This window comes from Pseudomonas rhizophila (assembly GCF_003033885.1).
Lineage (GTDB): Bacteria > Pseudomonadota > Gammaproteobacteria > Pseudomonadales > Pseudomonadaceae > Aquipseudomonas > Aquipseudomonas rhizophila.
On the sequence record NZ_CP024081.1, the window covers coordinates 4,301,723 to 4,318,833 of the forward strand.

11 protein-coding genes and 5 pseudogenes are annotated in these 17,111 nt (G+C 56.6%); 8 read left to right on the top strand and 8 right to left on the bottom strand.

Annotated features, from left to right (window positions below; all coding sequences use genetic code 11):
- Window positions 1-16 precede the first annotated feature (16 nt).
- Both CRX69_RS20035 and CRX69_RS28125 read right to left on the bottom strand, forming a co-directional pair.
- Window positions 17-1,150, bottom strand: a pseudogene (locus tag CRX69_RS20035) (permease); the annotation flags it as partial.
- Window positions 1,151-1,267: 117 nt separating this feature from the next.
- Window positions 1,268-1,387, bottom strand: a pseudogene (locus tag CRX69_RS28125) (type II toxin-antitoxin system RelE/ParE family toxin); the annotation flags it as partial.
- Between the two features lie 14 nt (window positions 1,388-1,401).
- Between CRX69_RS28125 and CRX69_RS20040 the strand changes: the two are divergent.
- The 3 genes and pseudogenes from CRX69_RS20040 to CRX69_RS20050 form a co-directional block, all read left to right on the top strand.
- Window positions 1,402-1,690: pseudogene (locus tag CRX69_RS20040) on the top strand (DUF421 domain-containing protein); the annotation flags it as partial.
- A 2-nt stretch (window positions 1,691-1,692) separates the two neighbouring features.
- Window positions 1,693-2,055: pseudogene (locus CRX69_RS20045) on the top strand (nitric oxide reductase activation protein NorD); the annotation flags it as partial.
- A gap of 37 nt (window positions 2,056-2,092) precedes the next feature.
- On the top strand, window positions 2,093-2,449 hold the full coding sequence (locus CRX69_RS20050; RefSeq protein ID WP_047227876.1) for a hypothetical protein: 357 nt from the start codon (window positions 2,093-2,095) through the stop codon (window positions 2,447-2,449).
- A gap of 188 nt (window positions 2,450-2,637) precedes the next feature.
- Here CRX69_RS20050 and CRX69_RS20055 read toward each other — a convergent pair whose 3' ends face one another.
- The 6 genes and pseudogenes from CRX69_RS20055 to CRX69_RS27985 all read right to left on the bottom strand — a co-directional run.
- Window positions 2,638-4,659, bottom strand: coding sequence for a nitric oxide reductase activation protein NorD (locus CRX69_RS20055; RefSeq protein ID WP_107322690.1), 2,022 nt, complete (start codon window positions 4,657-4,659; stop codon window positions 2,638-2,640).
- A complete protein-coding gene (locus tag CRX69_RS20060; protein WP_107322691.1) occupies window positions 4,660-5,475 on the bottom strand; it encodes a CbbQ/NirQ/NorQ/GpvN family protein in 816 nt (271 codons plus the stop codon).
- Between the two features lie 14 nt (window positions 5,476-5,489).
- Complete coding sequence (locus CRX69_RS20065; protein ID WP_013692871.1) at window positions 5,490-6,857, bottom strand: cbb3-type cytochrome c oxidase subunit I; 1,368 nt, start codon at window positions 6,855-6,857, stop codon at window positions 5,490-5,492.
- 15 nt (window positions 6,858-6,872) lie between these two features.
- Window positions 6,873-7,730: a c-type cytochrome gene (locus tag CRX69_RS20070; RefSeq protein WP_047227879.1), complete on the bottom strand. Its 858-nt coding sequence runs from the start codon at window positions 7,728-7,730 to the stop codon at window positions 6,873-6,875.
- A gap of 668 nt (window positions 7,731-8,398) precedes the next feature.
- The gene (locus CRX69_RS20075) at window positions 8,399-8,749 is read right to left on the bottom strand and encodes a hypothetical protein (RefSeq protein ID WP_034114485.1); all 351 of its coding nucleotides are present in this window, start codon (window positions 8,747-8,749) and stop codon (window positions 8,399-8,401) included.
- Between the two features lie 365 nt (window positions 8,750-9,114).
- Window positions 9,115-9,264: pseudogene (locus CRX69_RS27985) on the bottom strand (DUF488 family protein); the annotation flags it as partial.
- Window positions 9,265-9,826: 562 nt separating this feature from the next.
- On the opposite strand from CRX69_RS27985, the gene nosR reads away from it, so the two are divergent.
- The 5 genes from nosR to CRX69_RS20105 all read left to right on the top strand — a co-directional run bounded on the left by nosR (window position 9,827) and on the right by CRX69_RS20105 (window position 17,100).
- A complete protein-coding gene (gene nosR / locus CRX69_RS20085; RefSeq protein WP_047227881.1) occupies window positions 9,827-12,016 on the top strand; it encodes a transcriptional regulator NosR in 2,190 nt (729 codons plus the stop codon).
- Window positions 12,017-12,093: 77 nt separating this feature from the next.
- Window positions 12,094-14,031, top strand: coding sequence for a TAT-dependent nitrous-oxide reductase (gene nosZ / locus CRX69_RS20090; protein ID WP_107322692.1), 1,938 nt, complete (start codon window positions 12,094-12,096; stop codon window positions 14,029-14,031).
- Between the two features lie 29 nt (window positions 14,032-14,060).
- Window positions 14,061-15,353, top strand: coding sequence for a nitrous oxide reductase family maturation protein NosD (locus CRX69_RS20095; protein ID WP_107322693.1), 1,293 nt, complete (start codon window positions 14,061-14,063; stop codon window positions 15,351-15,353).
- Window positions 15,350-16,273 carry an ABC transporter ATP-binding protein gene (locus tag CRX69_RS20100; protein WP_107322694.1) on the top strand — a complete coding sequence of 308 codons (924 nt, stop codon included), beginning with the start codon at window positions 15,350-15,352 and terminating at the stop codon, window positions 16,271-16,273. Before CRX69_RS20095 ends, CRX69_RS20100 begins: the two co-directional genes overlap by 4 nt.
- Window positions 16,270-17,100, top strand: a complete 831-nt coding sequence (locus tag CRX69_RS20105; protein WP_107322695.1) for an ABC transporter permease — start codon at window positions 16,270-16,272, stop codon at window positions 17,098-17,100. The genes CRX69_RS20100 and CRX69_RS20105 overlap by 4 nt, the downstream gene beginning before the upstream one ends.
- Window positions 17,101-17,111: the final 11 nt, after the last annotated feature.

The window sequence follows — 17,111 nt, forward strand, 5'->3', positions numbered from 1 at the left end:
CTCCCTGGTGTGTAAGTCAGCTCGCTGTTTGTTTACGTTGATAACGGATCAACTGGTAAATTGCACCGATTATGGCCAGTGAGATCGCCATTCCTGCACCAAGGGTAAGCCAGCCGGTGCCATCGACCCAGGCACCATAGAGCAGGCCTGCCACGATGCTGAACGAAGCGACTAACCCAACGTAGGCTGCTGTCTTCTTCCGACCAATCACAGCCGCCACCATGAGCATGCTCTGCAAGCTAAGTTCAGGATCCGCCATCAGGTAGGCCAAGAGCGGGCCAGGATGCATACCTAGATCAAGGAACATGCGGGCGACGGGCACTTCTACCAAGGTTGGGAAGTACATGAACACGCCGAACCCTACTGCTATTGCATTGGCGGGTACTGTGTTGCTGCCTGCAAGGCTTTCAATCCACTTGGGTTGAATAACCTGGCGAACCATGCCGACGATGAATACACCCACCACCAGTACAACAAATATCTGCTTGACGAAGCGCCAGGCTTCCCACAGCCAGCCTTGCCAGTCTTCGGCTGGCATTTTTTGGGCAAAGTACCAAACAGACAGTATGGTCAATGCGACACCGAATACACGCCCCGTGAAGGTAAAGGATAATGTCCTGGGTTCTGGCGTCAGTCGCATCGAAGCGATCAGCAAGGTACTAGCGGTCAGACTCAACACAACCCATGTCCAGCTATTGGCACCTTCGGTGATGTTATCCAGGCCACGCTTGGCCGTGGCGGCAATCATCAGGAGTAGGGCGATGAGTACAGCCCCTTGAAAGCTGACGCCTTCCTCTCCTTTGCTGGCGTCGTATGGAACCCAGTCAAACAAGGTGTCCTGCCACGCCTGGGCCCAGAAAAGCGGGACGTTGAAACTGATCAGATCTGCGGTCAGGGGCCACAATCTCAAGGTGCCCGCAATCAGCAGGGCCACTAAAGATAGTAATACGCCCAGTGCAGGCCCGGAGACACTGGCCTTCTCTGCGAACAGGGCATCCGCCTGCGCGTCGTGGGTGAGGTCGTCTTTCCAGAATAGCGTTGCCATCAGCAAGCCAATACCGACGCCGAAGATCAGGCAGAGAATCAAACGAGCGATTGCAAACTCCGCTCCCAGAATGCTGCCGGTATAGGCCAGGGCCATGATGTTTCCCGCGGGAGCAAAAAATTGACTGCCCCGTCGACTGACAGCTAGGCGCTCAGGTTCAGATGTAGAGGGGACTGACTTTCGCTGTTCATGGCCAGTTAAACCTTTGAGCCAGGTCGCTGTTCAGTCGCTGGTCAGGTGCAGTTGCACTTCTAGGGCGTCATGCAGGAGTCGGACGATTTCGATCACGTCGTCGTTTGCCACACGATAGAACACGATATGGCGTGGGCTCTTGACCGTCCCACACCATTTACCTGATGTTGATGATTCTGTTCAGATCGTCGGCAGGCGCTCCACGGCGGAACTCACTACCTTCGACCTAGTGTTATTGATGGTGATCCGCGAGGCCGCTCAGCAGGCGTTGCTGGGCGATGATTTTTCTTTGGCCAACGCCGTCTTGGTCATTGTCACGTTGACGCCATCGACATTGGTTTCTCATTGGTCAAACAGCGCTCACGCTGGTTTTTCCGTGTGCTGGATGGCGGGCCGACGATCGTGGTCGAAGACGGCAGAGTACTCGCTGAGCGCCTCAAGTATTCGCGGCTGGCAACGAAGTCGGACTGCGCATTGCCGCACTCGAACCGGAATGCTACACCGGGGCAGGGTTCGCCATAAGCCACGCCAGCACCTTACGATGCGCGAAGTGAGCAGTCATAGTCTGCTATTGTTGATTTCCGATGGCAAACCTAATGATATCGATCAGTATAAGGGTCGTTATGGTGTAGAAGACATGCGCCAGGCAGTCACCGAAGCTGATTTGCAAAGCGTCTATTCTTTCTGTTTGACTATCGACAGGCAGGCAGCAAACTATCCGCCTGCGGTATTTGGCGCGTCAATACGCTTTATTGCCCAGACCCGAGTTGTTGCCCGGCGTGTTGCTGAAGTGGATCGAAAGGCTGGTGATGGCTTGAGCTTCCACAATTCGCCTTCTCTTTGGAGAATCCTTTTATGCCTAAAGACAAGACCCCATCGTCGGTTGTTGCACAACAACTTCAGATGACGCTTTCGAGATGGGACGCTGAAGACACATCAAAAGCTTTTCCCACCCAAGGCACTCATGAGCTTCCCGAATTATCAAATACCGAGTTGGTTCACCTTCGTGTTCGTGTGATTGCTCTGGAAAATCTGGTTATCGCGTTGCTCGCCCAAGGGACGGATCAACAGCTTACGGTCGCCCGGGAAATGGCTGACTACATTAGGCCTAGACCGGGTTTTACCCAGCACCCTTTGACGATTCATGCCGCATCCCAAATGGTCAACAGCGTCGACCGTGCAGTGAGATTTCGAAAGTTGTCGGAAATATGAGCACTGAGCGGCCTGGCCTGTGCGACAAAGCTTGCTCTGCATTCAAAGATTAGGTTTAGAAGTTATTGTGTGCGTCACCAATGGAATCAGGAAAGGCGCAGTCATGATGTCATCTCCCCACTGACGGGAAACTCAGTCATGAGCCGAAAACCGCCTGCCATGAAAAAACCTTGGCGGGCGTCTCTCGTTCACGCTGATACCAGTCGTTTGATCCAGTCCAGCAGCACACTAGGCAGCAACTCGGGTCTGTGCAGTAAGGCATATTGCCGCGAGCCGAATACCGCTGGCAGGTAATTCGCCGCCTGGCGATCGATAGTCAAACAGAAGGGATAGATACCTTGGAGCTTGGCTTCGGTTACGGCCTGACGCATGTCTTCTACACCATAACGACCCTCATACTGATCGATATCATTAGGTTTGCCGTCGGAGAGCAGCAATAAGAGACGGTGCGTGGCAGCTTCGCGCATCAGCAACGTGCTGGCGTGGCGTATAGCTGCGCCGGCCCGGGTGTAGCGTTCCGGTTCGAGAGCCGCTATGCGCTGACCGACTTCAAGGCTGTAACGCTCATCGAAGGTTTTCAGAGTTCGGATCGTGACCCGCTGCGGCCCTTCGCCGGAAAACGCCAGCACACTATAGGGCTCGCCCAGGCTCTCTAGCGCCAGGCAGACCAGCAGCAACGCTTCGCGCTCGACATCAATGACCCGACGATGGCAGGACAGCCAACTGTCGGTGGAGCCGCTGACGTCGATCAGCAACATGATCGCCATGTTGCGACGGCCACGACGCTGGGTCAGATACACCGCTTGCGGCATGCTCAGGCCAGCGCGGGCCTCGGCGCAAGCGTCGATATAGGCTTCCAGATCGATTTCGTCGCCGTCCCATTGTTTGCGTAGCCTGACGCGTTGGGCCCGCAGACTTTCGAATTGCCGACGGATGGCATCCAGCACCGGACGATGAGCATCAAGGGTTCGCTCGACCCATTGCTGCGGGCCTTCCCGAACAGGACACAGTTGCAGGGTCGCCCCCGGATCACGGTACACCTGGTGGTGATAATCCCACTCGGGATAGCTGATTGTGTGGGTTGCGAGATCCTTTGCGCGGTGCTGAAAACGGGTCCGTGGCGGGTCGAGGGACAGCAGCACTTCTTTCGGGCGACCTGCCGTCACCACCAGCCGGGCTTCGTTGAGTTCGGACAATGACTCAGCGAAATCAGCCGCAGGGGTATCGGTATCTCGGTCGGTCGGGCGCTGCATGCCCATGGGGTCTTCGGCTTTTTCCAGCGGTTCGGCGGGTTGCACCATCCATAGGCCTTGTTCCTGATCGTCGTCCTCATCGGCACAGGCCTCGCGCGCCGTGGGCTGACGTGTGAGGCGGGCACTGCGTGGCAGGGCATCGTCGGTGGCGACTTCACCGGGCGGGGGCGACACTTCCTGACCGGCCGACGGTTCGCGCAGGTCGCCGGTCCAGGCATCAAGGAGAAGCCTGTCTGCGCCGAGCCCGTGAGATTCTTCGCAGAGGAGGAGACGTTGCGCGAGTGCTTCTGACAGTTGCAGCGAATCGGCGGTGTGGGTGGGGGGCGCCAACTCTTCCAGAGGCGCGCCGCATTCATTGTTCAGCAGTAAACGCAGGAAGTTTTCCAGGGGGTGTCGCTGGCTGGGAAAGGTGTGAAGCGGCGGGCGGGTCGCCAGGGCATGCTGGCGCAAGTCATGGATCGAGGGCGCCAATCCCGGCAGCAGGCGTATCAAATCCGCATCAGCCGCCCAAGCTTCGAGAAGTAGATAGACGCTGCGCTGCATCGGGTTGTCGAGGGCTGACAGGGCGTTTGCACTGCCTCGGTGGGCGCGCATCGCTTGTTGCAAGGCCAGGGCTCTATAACGCTTCAGGGTGGGCGGATTCTCGCTGCTTCCCAAATCCTGCGGTAGCCATATAGTCACGCCATCGGTCGCTGGGACAGCGCTTTGCTGACACGGCTTTTCGTGACGCACAAAAAGTTTCTTCAACAACGTAGGGGGCGAGGGCGGTTGCGCGACGCGCAGCGAATAGTGGGTGTTGAACACTGCCTTGATCAGCAAGTCGAGGTGTTGTGCGACATCCCCAAGGGTGACGATTTTTTCAGTTTCCGAGGGGGGGCGGTGACGACGCCACAACGCCTGTGCATACACCGTCGCGTGGCGTGCAGCATCGGTAATGAGGTCCTCGGCTTCGGCCATTTAGATAAATGTCAGGTCGACAAGGTCGCGCATGGCAGCGACCAGTACCGCGTCGTCGGACAGCGGCGAGATCAACGCGACCCGACAGGCGATGGGCGCAGCAATGCCGCTGGTAATCAGTCGCGCAGTGGCAATCAACAGACGGGTACTGGGGACTTCCGCCAGGCCCCGGTCCTGCAGGGCGCGTAGTCGCTGGGCGAGGGTGACCAGCGCGTGGGCGATGGCGTAGTCGGTTCCACCTTCATGGATGACAATGGCGATTTCGCGCTCGGCCGGCGGGAAATCGAAATCCAGCGCCACAAAGCGCTGTCGAGTGCTCGGCTTCAAATCCTTGAGTATTCGTTGGTAGCCGGGGTTGTAGGACACCACCAATTGAAAGTGTGGCGAGGCTTCAACGATTTCGCCGATTTTGTCCAGGGGTAGAATGCGTCGGTGGTCGGTCAGCGGGTGCAGGACGACAATGGTGTCTTGCCGCGCTTCGACCACCTCATCCAGGTAACAGATAGCGCCTTCGCGCACCGCCCGGGTCAGCGGGCCTTCCGTCCAGTGGGTACCTTGGTGGCCGATCAGGAAGCGCCCGACCAGGTCGCTGGCACTCAAGTCGTCATGGCAGGAAATAGTGATCAGCGGGCGCTTGAGACGCCAGGCCATGTGTTCGACAAAACGGGTCTTGCCACACCCGGTGGGCCCTTTGAGCATGACAGCCAGCTGCTGTGCATGGCATTGATCGAAGATCGCCACCTCGTCGCCGCTGGGCTGGTAATAGGGTTCACCTTGCTGCGGCGCGGATTCTGCGGCCGACAGGTTCTGCTGCATTCGCGAACGATCCATTACAACGCTGCGCCCGACGCACGAGGCACCAGAACCGGATCTGCTTCATCGACATTGAATTGCGGCGCATGCCGGAAAAAATCGAAGATAAACAGCCCGACACCCAGGCTGAACATCGACGCCGTCGCCACCAGCATCAGGAAATGCACCTGAATCTTCAACTGCACATCCAGATAGCCCATGCCGAGAATGCGTTCCAGGTACACCTGAGCAATTCCCGCAGTGGCAAATGACAGGGTCATGCCGAACATCCCTCCCAACTGCAGCCAAAATGCCCAATAACCGATACTGCTTTCTTCCACGGGACGACGGGTCATGCCTGGAAGTGCGTAGGTGATCATCGCCAGGACTATCATGGCATAGGCCCCATAGAAGGCCGCATGGCCGTGCATTGCGGTAATCAGGGTGCCATGGGTCCATTTGTTGACGTCGGGGAAGGTATGAGCCAGACCGAGGAGGCCAGCGCCAAACATGGTGAACAGGGCGCTGCCCATGGTCCAGTGCAAGGCCAGTTTGTTGGGATGAGAGAGGCCGGAGCGGCGCATTGCGTTGTAGGCGTAGATCGCCATACCGACCAGCGCCATGGGCTCAAGTGCACTGAAGAAACCGCCCAATGGAAGCCAGTAATGGGGGACACCGATCCAATAATAATGGTGGGCGGTGCCGAGGATGCCGGCAATGAACACCAGGCCGACAATCACGTACAGCCACTTTTCCATGACCTCGCGATCAGCACCGGACAGTCTGATCAGCAGATAGGCCAGGAAGCCGCCCTGGATCATTTCCCAGACACCTTCGACCCACAGGTGAATCGTCCACCAGCGGTAGTAGATCGACACCACGTAGTTTTCATAGTGCAGCAGCGCCGGCAGATAAAGCACGGCTGCACTGGCCAGCCCCAACAAAAGAACGCCTTCGGTGGCAGTGAAGCGCCCGGCTTTCTTGATGGTCATGCCGATGTTGTAGAGAAACATCAGCATGCAGATCACGATCACGATCTTGTGCGGTAGCGGTTGCTCGAGCAATTTGTTCCCGGTGCCATAACCGAACAGATAGCCCAGTACGGCGGTGACGCCCATGGCCGTCCACAACCCGAGCTGGATATACGCCAGTTTGGTGCTGTGCAACTCGCCACGGGACTCGTCCGGCACCATCCAGTAGGTTGCCCCCATGAACCCGGTCAGCACCCAGACGATCAACAGATTGGTGTGTATCGCCTTGGTGACATCAAAGGGTAACACGTCCAGCAGGGGATCTGGTCCGAGGTATTTGGCCGCCGAGAGCAAGCCGAATACCAGTTGCAGACCGAATAGCGCCATGGCGACGGCGAAGTACCAGTAAGCGACGGATTGAGATCTGTAACGCATGGTCATCCCCTTTGATTACTGGAACGACGCCAGATAGGCGACCAGTTGATCGATCTGTGCGGGTGTTAGCGATTTGGCGAAGGTGTCCGGCATGAAAGACATACCATTGGCGGAATACATGTCGCCCGGATGCAGGTAGGCGCTTGGCGTGACGATGGACTCGCGGATGAAGCCTTCGACGTCCTTGGCCTTGCCCTTGTAGTCAGGCGAGGCAATGACCTGTTTGGCCCGAGCAGCCAACCCGGCCAGTGTCGGTCCGGCGAGATTGACCCCCGGTGCAATCGAATGACAAGCGCTGCACACCGGTGTGGCAGTGGTTCGAAACAGCGCCTCGCCCAAGGCGATAGGGTCTTCCTTGCCGGACACCGGGCGTGCGGCTGGTGGCTGGTTGCCACTGGCGACGTTCTGTTGCGCAACGGTGAGGTCCATGCCGGGAATCGACGTGCCGGTGACCAGAATCGGCCGCGGTGGCCAGCCTTGATTGTCGACCTTGCTCACCCAATCCATAAAGGCGATCAACGCCGCGATTTCTTCGTCGTTGAGTTCTAGGTTCGGCATCAACCGGCGATGACGTTGCTCGTCATAAAATTTTGAGGGGTCTTTGAGGAACGCGGTGAGATATGGGGTGCCGCGCTGCTGGGTGATTTTCGTAAGGTCCGGAGCGTAATACGCGCCTTCACCAAACAACGTATGGCAATTGATGCAATTGTATTCATGCCATACATCCTTGCCGCGAGTGACTTCTGGCGTGATCTGTTGAGCGTTGGTCAATTTTGGAAACTGCCGGTGACTATCAACCGTCATGCCAAGAAACACAACGGCGGCGATGGCCGTGGATATCAGCGCGAACGAGCGTGTCTGGCGTTTGTTCATTGCGAACTCCCTAGACGCCGATACCCGTCCAATAGGTGATGCCGATAACGCTGGCATAAACGACCGCGCTGGCCATCAGCACGAGCACGGCATAGCTGACTATCTTCAAAGCTTTTTGCACGGCTGCATCCCGAGTAGAAAGTGCAGTTGGAAAGTTCTTGGAAAAGCGCTCTGCCGGTTGGGTACTATTAACGATACCAAGCGCTGCATATTTGAGTGTGGTGGTTCAAGTTGTGAGAATGAATGATCTTGAGGATAGTAGGCTTTGCATGACTGTCAAGAAATTCTATAAAATTTTAACCAGTCTAGTGACGGATACATAGAAGAAATTGAAATAATCAGGTGAAGCAAATGATCAGCATATCTCTATTGAGGGCGGAGGCGCATGGCATTCAGTCATGATCAACCGTAAGCTCGATGGCGTCATGATATTTTGAGATCGGTATTTCGTCTCTTTTCATGATCCTGGATTCAAATTTCCGATCTAGATAGAGTCGATCGAGTAATCAAGGGCGGCGCAGCTCGAAACAATCCGAACGGTGGGAATCCATTTAGGAATAGGATCAAACATCGAATCGTTAATGATAAATATCAAAAACGACTTAAAAAGGCCCGCAAGCGGGCCTAAAAAGGGGGGGCTATTAGTCGCATGAAACTGTTCCGGCTTCTTACTCCTCAACTGCCACCAGTCGCGCACCTTTACGCGTGACCTGCTGCCCGACTTCAAATCTGGCATTGGGTGAGCGCACTGTACTAGTCTCACCTTGTGTGTTTTTTACTTGATAAGCGGTTTCAGATTTACCAATCCCTGTTTGTACCGCACTGCCTGCGAAAAAACCGCCAGCTGCGCCGACTAATGCACCAATCGGCCCCCCTACCGCGCCAACCATCATTCCGGTCAAAGCGCCGAAACCCTTGCCGGCAGTTGTGTCGGGGACTTCACGGATTATCTGGTCTGCCAGGCATAGCGGAGACAGCAGAGTACACAGGGTAAAACTGAGCGCGATTGAACGAGTCATTACATTATCCCTTTGGAGTTTGCGTTAAGTTCAATACTCAATACACAAAACGGGCCAATAATTTTATTCAACAATATCAATTAGTTAAGTAATTGAATGGTCATTACGACCTAATCCGGAAAGGGTCATAATGACAAAACGATAGTCAATATGACTTCTCGACTGGTGACTCATTCGGCGGCAGCTTACGGGACAGACGGTGAAGCGCCGCTAATAGACAATCCACCTCCTGAGAATGCGCGACGCATCGGCGCGGGCAACAAGGGAGCAGCAGTAGATCTGCAATCATGGCGGCTACCGAGATTCCAGAGTTGTCGGGTGCCGAATTAGTCTGCCTTCAAATCCGAGCTCTTGTCTTGGAAAAGCTAGTAATCAAAGAGAGGGTAGTCCGCTACGATTCTGCGATGACAACGCCACCAGACGGCCTCCCACATAGGATCGCATCGCTGGTCCTGACTGAGTTCTTGCAAACGCAAAAAAGCCTGTTCAAATTCTTCGGACGATGCATGGTCGCCATAGTTATGAAAACGTTATCTGATCCAGAGTCCATTAGTGTGGGCGCGATTCGGATATGTAAGTTGCTGCAACTTGAATATTGGTTCGGTCCAACAATACCAAAAGTGCTAACTATGACAATTAACATCGACTCCGTTTACTGTCTCTTGGAAGGCTTAGGCGTAGGGTTAAACGCTTCACCATCGATTGATGGTCCGTCGCCTGAAATTATATTTGCAGGGGGGGCGGAAATTTCGGTCATAGTCAATAAATAATCTATTCAAATCTGTATTTTAGACGAAGGGCGATAAAATCAGGCATGAATGCCCGTCAGGAGAGGTTTTCGTGCCATGAGGAAAAATATATCGACCTGTTGGGAGATGCCTATTTGTCTACTGGATAATCTTTTAAATAAATATTGAACCACTGCTGCTGATAATTGGTTTGACCCGTTTATAGAATATGATTGCTATTTTCGTGAGTAAGGAGGAGTGTTGATCCCATAATTTCAGTTAAGAGGCGATTGAGCATAATCGTTACTCGACGGGTGTTTTTTTCAGAGGTCGATCGCTCAGCGAACCCATGCGTGCTTCCAAACTCCCAATGCCCGGTGTCCCGCGATCATTTCACTATGGGCTGATCATTTTGTTGTGCCTAGTGTTCGATGGTTTTTTCGGATTACAGGCGAAGGACTATGGCGGGCTCGAGCAGCAGCGTGTAGAAACCATATTTCCCGGTAGCGATGGACTTTCCGAGCCTGACGGCGAGTTCAAGGTTCGCACCATCCGCACCGGCAAAGATGTGCTCGGTTACGTGTTCCAGAGTCAGAACGTGGTGGATATTCCGGCTTACTCGGGCAAACCGATCAACATGCAGGTCATCCTCGATACCCACGGCGTCATCCAGGATGCCTACGTGCTGGAGCACCATGAGCCGATTCTGCTGATCGGCATTCCCGTGGAAAAGCTTCATGCCTTCGATGCCAAATACAAAGGGGTCAAGGCCGACCGAAGGGTGGTCGTTGGCCGGTCCAGTGATCTTGAGGCGGTGACCGTTGATGGGATTTCCGGCGCCACGGTGACCGTCATGGTGGTCAATGAGATCATCATGCGCGCCGCGCAAAAGGTCGCCGTATCGCTGAAGCTGATCGAGGACAGGGCCGGCGCAGCACAAAAGCCCGCCACTGTGCGCCAGGACTTTTACGAACCCGCCACCTGGGAGCAATTGACCGGTAACGGCGCGGTGCGCCGGTTGAACCTGACCCGTGGCCAGGTTGATGCCGCCTTCAAGGGTACCGAAGCCGAAGGTATCGACAACGCCGCCGCCGATCAAGTCGATGACACCTTTATCGAGCTGTACACCGCCGATTTGAACCCGCCAGCCATCGGTCGCAACCTGTTAGGCGACAATCAATACCGTTTCCTCATGCAGGATCTAAAGCCGGGCGAGCAGGCCATCGCGGTGTTGGGGCGCGGCCTTTTCTCCTACAAGGGCTCGGGTTATGTGCGCGGCGGAATTTTCGATCGGGTGCAATTGCGCCAGTTCGGAAATGTCATCAGTTTCCGCGACGTGGACCACCAGCGGCTCTCCGACGTGTTTGCCAAGGGCATGCCGGAATTCGATGAAATGTCGATTTTCATTGTGCGTGAAGCGGCCCGGTTCGATCCGGGATCGCCCTGGTCGCTGGAATTGCTGGTACGTCGTCAAACAGGCGCAGTCAGCGGCGTGTTCAGTAGCTTCGAGCTGCCTTACCAGATGCCCGAGCAATACCTCCTGCGGCCACCGCCCACTGCCGAAGAACTGGCCGCCATCGAGGTTGCCAACCGGCCGACCTGGGTGAATATCTGGTACCAGAAAGCGTTTCAGATCGGGGTACTGTGCACCGCTCTTGCCGTGTTGATGGTGATTTTGTTCCTGCAGGACACCTTTACCAAATACCCACGCTTCCTCCACTGGCTGCGTCGGGTATATCTGGTTTTCACCGTTGTGTTCATCGGCTGGTATGCCCTTGGGCAGATTTCGGTGGTCAACGTGCTGACGTTCGTCCATGCCCTGTTCGAGAACTTCCGCTGGGAACTGTTTCTCACGGACCCGATCATTTTCATCCTCTGGACCTTCACCGCCGCCAGCATCCTGCTCTGGGGCCGTGGTGTGTTCTGCGGCTGGCTGTGCCCGTTCGGTGCCTTGCAGGAGTTGATCAACGAAGCCGCGCGCAAGCTGAAGATTCCGCAATACGAGTTGCCGTTCGCGGTCCATGAGCGGTTGTGGGCGATCAAGTACATCATCCTGCTGCTGCTGTTCGGCATCTCCTTGGAGTCGATGACTGCTGCCGAGCAATTTGCCGAGGTGGAACCGTTCAAGACCGCCATCACCCTTAAATTCGATCGCCAATGGTGGTTCGTGGCCTACGCGGTGGCGTTGCTGGTGATCAATATCTTTACCCGCAAGGTCTACTGCCGCTACGTCTGCCCCTTGGGCGCGGCGCTGGCGATTCCGACCAAGCTGCGGCTGTTCGACTGGCTAAAACGCCGCAAAGAGTGCGGTACCCCTTGCCAGCTCTGCGCCAAGGAATGCGAAATCCAGGCAATCCACCCGGACGGCCATATCAACGCCAACGAGTGCCACTACTGCCTCGATTGCCAGATGACCTATCACAACGAAAACAAATGCCCGCCACTGGTCATCAAGAACAAGCGCAAAACGCGGAGCAAACCTGCGCCAGTGCTGGATCGCGAAGAATTGATTCCTGTTGTGCAAGTGTTCGAGCCCTGAGCCACCTCGCTGCAAACGAGGTATCAAGACTCGATTGACCGAGCTTTTTCATATCTGCCCCCGATGGAGCAACACCCATGAGCGATAACAAGTCGAAAAGCGATCATGAAACCGTGAAAGCAAAGCAGGAGACGGAATCGACCGGCCTGAGCCGTCGCGGTTTCCTCGGCACGAGTGCCGTAGCCAGCGTCGCGTTGGCCGGCGCCACGGCCCTTGGTAGCGTGGTATTCACCCGTGAAACCTGGGCGGCAGCGGCCAAGGACGCGCAATCGAAAGTCCACGTGGGGCCGGGCGATCTGGATGATTACTATGGTTTCTGGAGTGGTGGCCACCAGGGCGAAGTTCGGATCATGGGCATCCCGTCGATGCGCGAGCTGTTGCGCATTCCGGTGTTCAACATCGATTCCGCCACCGGCTGGGGCCTGACTAACGAAAGCAAGCGGATCATGGGCGACAGCGCCAAATTCCAGAACGGCGACTGCCACCACCCGCATTTGTCCATGACCGACGGCAAGTACGACGGCAAGTACCTATTTATCAACGACAAGGCCAACAGCCGGGTCGCGCGCATCCGCCTGGATGTCATGAAATGCGACAAGATGATCACCGTACCGAATGTGCAGGCCGTACACGGTTTGCGTCTCCAGAAAATGCCGCACACCAAATACGTGTTCGCCAACGCCGAATTCGTCATTCCTCACCCCAATGACGGCAGCACCTTCGACCTCCAGGACAAGAACAGCTACACCATGTTCAATGCCATTGATGCCGAGAAAATGGAGATGGCGTTCCAGGTCATCGTCGAGGGCAACCTGGACAACACCGATGCCGACTACACCGGCAAGTATGCGGCTTCGACTTGCTACAACTCGGAGAAGGCCTACGACTTGGGCGGCATGATGCGCAACGAGCGCGATTGGGTGGTGGTATTCAACATTCCGCGCGTCGAGGCAGCGATCAAGGCCGGCAAGTTCATCACGCTGGGCGATTCGAAAGTGCCGGTGGTCGACGGCCGTAGAACCGAGGGCAAGGACAGCGCATTCACCCGTTATATCCCGGTGCCGAAGAACCCGCATGGCATCAATATGTCGCCCGACGGCAAGTATTTCATCGCCGCCGGCAAGCTTTCGCCGACCTGCACCATCATCGCCACCGCCAAGCTGGACGATCTGTTTGACGACAAACTCAAGGAGCCGCGTGACGCGGTGGTCGGCGAGCCAGAACTGGGTCTGGGTCCTCTGCACACCACCTTCGACGGTCGCGGTAACGCCTACACCACGCTGTTTATCGACAGCCAGGTGGTCAAGTGGAACATGGACGAAGCCGTTCGCGCCTACACCGGCGAGAAGGTCAATTACATCAAGCAAAAACTCGACGTGCAGTATCAGCCTGGCCACAACCATGCCTCGCTGACCGAAACCAGCGAGGCCGACGGCAAATGGCTGATGGTCCTGAGCAAATTCTCCAAGGACCGCTTCCTGCCGACAGGCCCGCTGCACCCGGAAAACGATCAGTTGATCGATATCTCCGGCGACGAGATGAAACTGGTGCACGACGGCCCGGCCTTCGCCGAACCTCACGACTGCGTCATGGCCCGTCGCGACCAGATCCGGACCAAAAAAATCTGGGATCGCAACGACCCGTTTTTCGCCGAAACTGTAGCGATTGCTGCCAAGGATGGGATCAAGCTGGAAACCGATAACAAGGTCATACGCGACGGCAAGAAAGTGCGTGTGTACATGACCTCGATGGCCCCGGCCTATGGTCTGCCGGAGTTCACCGTCAAACAGGGTGACGAGGTCACGGTGACCATCACCAACATCGACAAGATTGAAGACGTGACCCACGGTTTCGTCATGACCAACCATGGCGTGAGCATGGAGATCAGTCCGCAACAGACGGCCTCGATCACCTTCATCGCCGACAAGGCCGGCCTACATTGGTACTACTGCAGCTGGTTCTGTCATGCGTTGCACATGGAAATGGTCGGCCGCATGCTGGTGGATAAAGTCTGATCGTAGCCTATCGTCAGGAGCGCAGGCCAATGACCCCATTCAAGCCAACCCCGATGAAGGTCATTGTGCTGGCGTCGCTGTTGACAGGTGGCAGCGCGCTGGCGGCAGTACAACCCATCACCACGCTGCCGTTGAAGCTGGACGCCGAGCAACGCTGGCACCTGCCGGCGGGGGAATACCGCGGCTCGTTCAGTGTCGATCAATCGATGCAGATTATCTGTGAGCCGGGTGCGGTGATCCAGAGCGAGGGGCAGGGCAACGCTGTGTTCATCAGCGCTCCCGACGTGCGGATCGAGGGCTGCACATTGCGCGACTGGGGGCGCGACATGACGGCCATGAACTCAGCGATTTTCATCGGTCCCAAAGCCCGGGGTGCGGTGATACGCAACAACCGCATGAAAGGACCAGGCTTCGGCATCTGGGTGGATAGCACCCACGACGTCAGCCTGATTGACAACGATATCGAAGGCGACCCGAGCATTCGCTCCCAGGATCGCGGCAATGGGATTCATCTGTATGCCGTGCACGGCGCCAAGGTTATCGGTAATCACGTGCGACAGACCCGGGACGGGATCTACATCGATACCTCGAACGACAACCTGCTGCAGGGCAATACTTTGGAAGACCTGCGCTATGGCGTGCACTACATGTACGCCAACGACAACCAGTTGCTCGGCAACACCACCCGCCGGACACGCACCGGTTATGCCTTGATGCAGAGCCGCAAGCTGACGGTGATTGGCAACCGTTCCGAGCAGGACGAGAGCTATGGCATCCTGATGAACTACATCACCTATTCCGAGCTGCGCGACAACTTCGTCAGCGACGTGCGCAGCGGTTCCGCCGATGGCGGTATGGTCAGCGGTGCCGAAGGCAAGGCGCTGTTTATCTACAACTCGCTGTTCAATGTCATCGAACACAACCACTTCGAGCGCAGTGCCGTGGGCATTCACCTCACCGCAGGCTCCGAAGACAACCGGATCGCCGACAACGCCTTCGTCGACAATCAGCAGCAAGTCAAATACGTCGCCACCCGCTTGCAGGAATGGTCGGCCGAGGGGCAGGGCAATTACTGGAGTGATTACCTGGGTTGGGATCGCAATAACGATGCGGTAGGCGACGTGATCTACGAACCCAACGACAACGTCGACCGTCTGCTGTGGCTGTATCCGCAGGTCCGTCTGTTGATGAATAGCCCGAGCGTTCAATTATTGCGTTGGGTTCAGAGCAGTTTCCCCGTGACGAAATCACCGGGGGTAAAAGACAGTTTCCCCCTGATGAACCTTCCGACGATGCCCCAAACACAGCGGCCGACCTTATGATCGCCGTCGAAATCGAAGGGGTCAGCCAGCGTTACGGCAGCATGACCGTGCTGCACGATCTGACCCTGAGTCTGGGCGAAGGCGAGGTGCTGGGCTTGTTTGGCCACAACGGTGCGGGCAAGACCACGGTGATGAAATTGATCCTTGGCCTGCTCAAGGCCAGCGCCGGCCAGGTGCACGTACTCGGCTGCCGACCCGCACAAGCCGACGTGCGCCGCCAACTCGGTTACCTGCCGGAAAACGTGACGTTCTACCCGCAGCTCAGTGGCCGCGAAACTCTGCGGTATTTCGCCCGCCTCAAAGGAGCCGCCTTGACGCAAGTGGACGAATTGCTCGAGCAGGTCGGGCTTGCGGGGGCCGCAGACCGTCGGGTGAAAACCTATTCCAAGGGCATGCGCCAGCGTCTGGGCCTGGCTCAGGCGGTGCTCGGCGAGCCGCGCCTGTTGCTGTTGGACGAACCCACGGTGGGGCTGGACCCTATCGCCACCCAAGAACTTTACCTGTTGATCGACCGTCTGCGCCAACAGGGCGCGAGCATCATCCTCTGTTCCCATGTGTTGGCAGGTGTCGAAGCGCATATCAACCGTGCGGCCATCCTGGCCAATGGCTGCTTACAGGCGATCGGGAGTTTGTCCAGACTGCGTGAAGATGCCGACTTGCCGGCGCGAATCCGGGCCAGTGGTCTTTGCCGACGCGAGCAATGGTTGCAGCGCTGGAATGCCGCCGGGCACACCGCCACAGCGGTGGGCGGCAACGGGATCGAGGTGATGGCTGTCAATGGCTACAAAGTTGATCTACTGCGCCAGTTGTTCCACGAGGATCAACCGCAGGACATCGAGATACTGCAACCGTCCCTCGAAGACCTCTATGGCTACTACATGAATCGTGCGACCACCGGCACAGAAGGCACCCAGCCATGATGCAGATCTGGAGTATCGCCGGTAAAGAGTTCAGCGACGGGCTGCGCAATCGCTGGCTACTGGCAATCAGCCTGTTGTTCGCCATTCTGGCGGTGGGTATCGCCTGGCTCGGTGCGGCGGCTTCCGGGCAAGTGGGCTTCACTTCCATTCCGGCCACCATCGCCAGCCTCGCCAGCCTGGCGACGTTCCTGGTGCCGCTGATTGCCCTGCTATTGGCCTATGACGCGATCGTCGGCGAGGACGAGGGCGGGACGCTGATGCTGTTGCTGACCTACCCATTGGGGCGTGGACAAATCCTGTTGGGCAAGTTTGTCGGTCACGGTCTGATCCTGGCGCTGGCCACGCTGATCGGATTTGGCTGTGCCGCCGTGGCCATTGCCTTGCTGGTCGATGATGTCGAGTTGGGAATGCTGTTCTGGGCGTTCGGTCGCTTCATGGTCTCCTCCACGCTGCTGGGCTGGGTGTTCCTGGCGCTGGCTTATGTGCTGAGCAGCAAGGCCAGCGAAAAATCCAGCGCAGCCGGAATGGCGCTGGGGGTGTGGTTCCTCTTCGTTTTGGTGTTTGACTTGGCGCTGCTGGCGTTGCTGGTCTTCAGTAAAGGCCGGTTCAACCCGGACCTGTTGCCCTGGTTATTGCTGCTCAACCCGACTGACGTCTACCGCTTGATCAACCTTTCCGGTTTCGAGGGCAGCGGCAATGCCGTCGGCCTTATGGCGTTGAGCAGCGATCTGCCGGTGCCGGGTTCAATGTTGTGGGGCTGCCTGCTGCTTTGGGTCGGCGTTCTGTTGCTGTTGGCTTACTGGATGTTTCGCCGTCGGCTGACCTGATTTTCCAAGCT

Bases quoted from the DNA above. Each gene is read 5' to 3' on its own strand.
- CRX69_RS20100 (WP_107322694.1), top strand. From the start codon at position 15,350: ATGATCGCCGTCGAAATCGAAGGGGTCAGCCAGCGTTACGGCAGCATG.
- CRX69_RS20050 (WP_047227876.1), top strand. From the start codon at position 2,093: ATGCCTAAAGACAAGACCCCATCGTCGGTTGTTGCACAACAACTTCAG.
- CRX69_RS20105 (WP_107322695.1), top strand. From the start codon at position 16,270: ATGATGCAGATCTGGAGTATCGCCGGTAAAGAGTTCAGCGACGGGCTG.
- nosR (WP_047227881.1), top strand. From the start codon at position 9,827: ATGCGTGCTTCCAAACTCCCAATGCCCGGTGTCCCGCGATCATTTCAC.
- CRX69_RS20055 (WP_107322690.1), bottom strand. From the start codon at position 4,659: ATGGCCGAAGCCGAGGACCTCATTACCGATGCTGCACGCCACGCGACG.
- CRX69_RS20065 (WP_013692871.1), bottom strand. From the start codon at position 6,857: ATGCGTTACAGATCTCAATCCGTCGCTTACTGGTACTTCGCCGTCGCC.
- CRX69_RS20060 (WP_107322691.1), bottom strand. From the start codon at position 5,475: ATGCAGCAGAACCTGTCGGCCGCAGAATCCGCGCCGCAGCAAGGTGAA.
- nosZ (WP_107322692.1), top strand. From the start codon at position 12,094: ATGAGCGATAACAAGTCGAAAAGCGATCATGAAACCGTGAAAGCAAAG.
- CRX69_RS20075 (WP_034114485.1), bottom strand. From the start codon at position 8,749: ATGACTCGTTCAATCGCGCTCAGTTTTACCCTGTGTACTCTGCTGTCT.
- CRX69_RS20070 (WP_047227879.1), bottom strand. From the start codon at position 7,730: ATGAACAAACGCCAGACACGCTCGTTCGCGCTGATATCCACGGCCATC.
- CRX69_RS20095 (WP_107322693.1), top strand. From the start codon at position 14,061: ATGACCCCATTCAAGCCAACCCCGATGAAGGTCATTGTGCTGGCGTCG.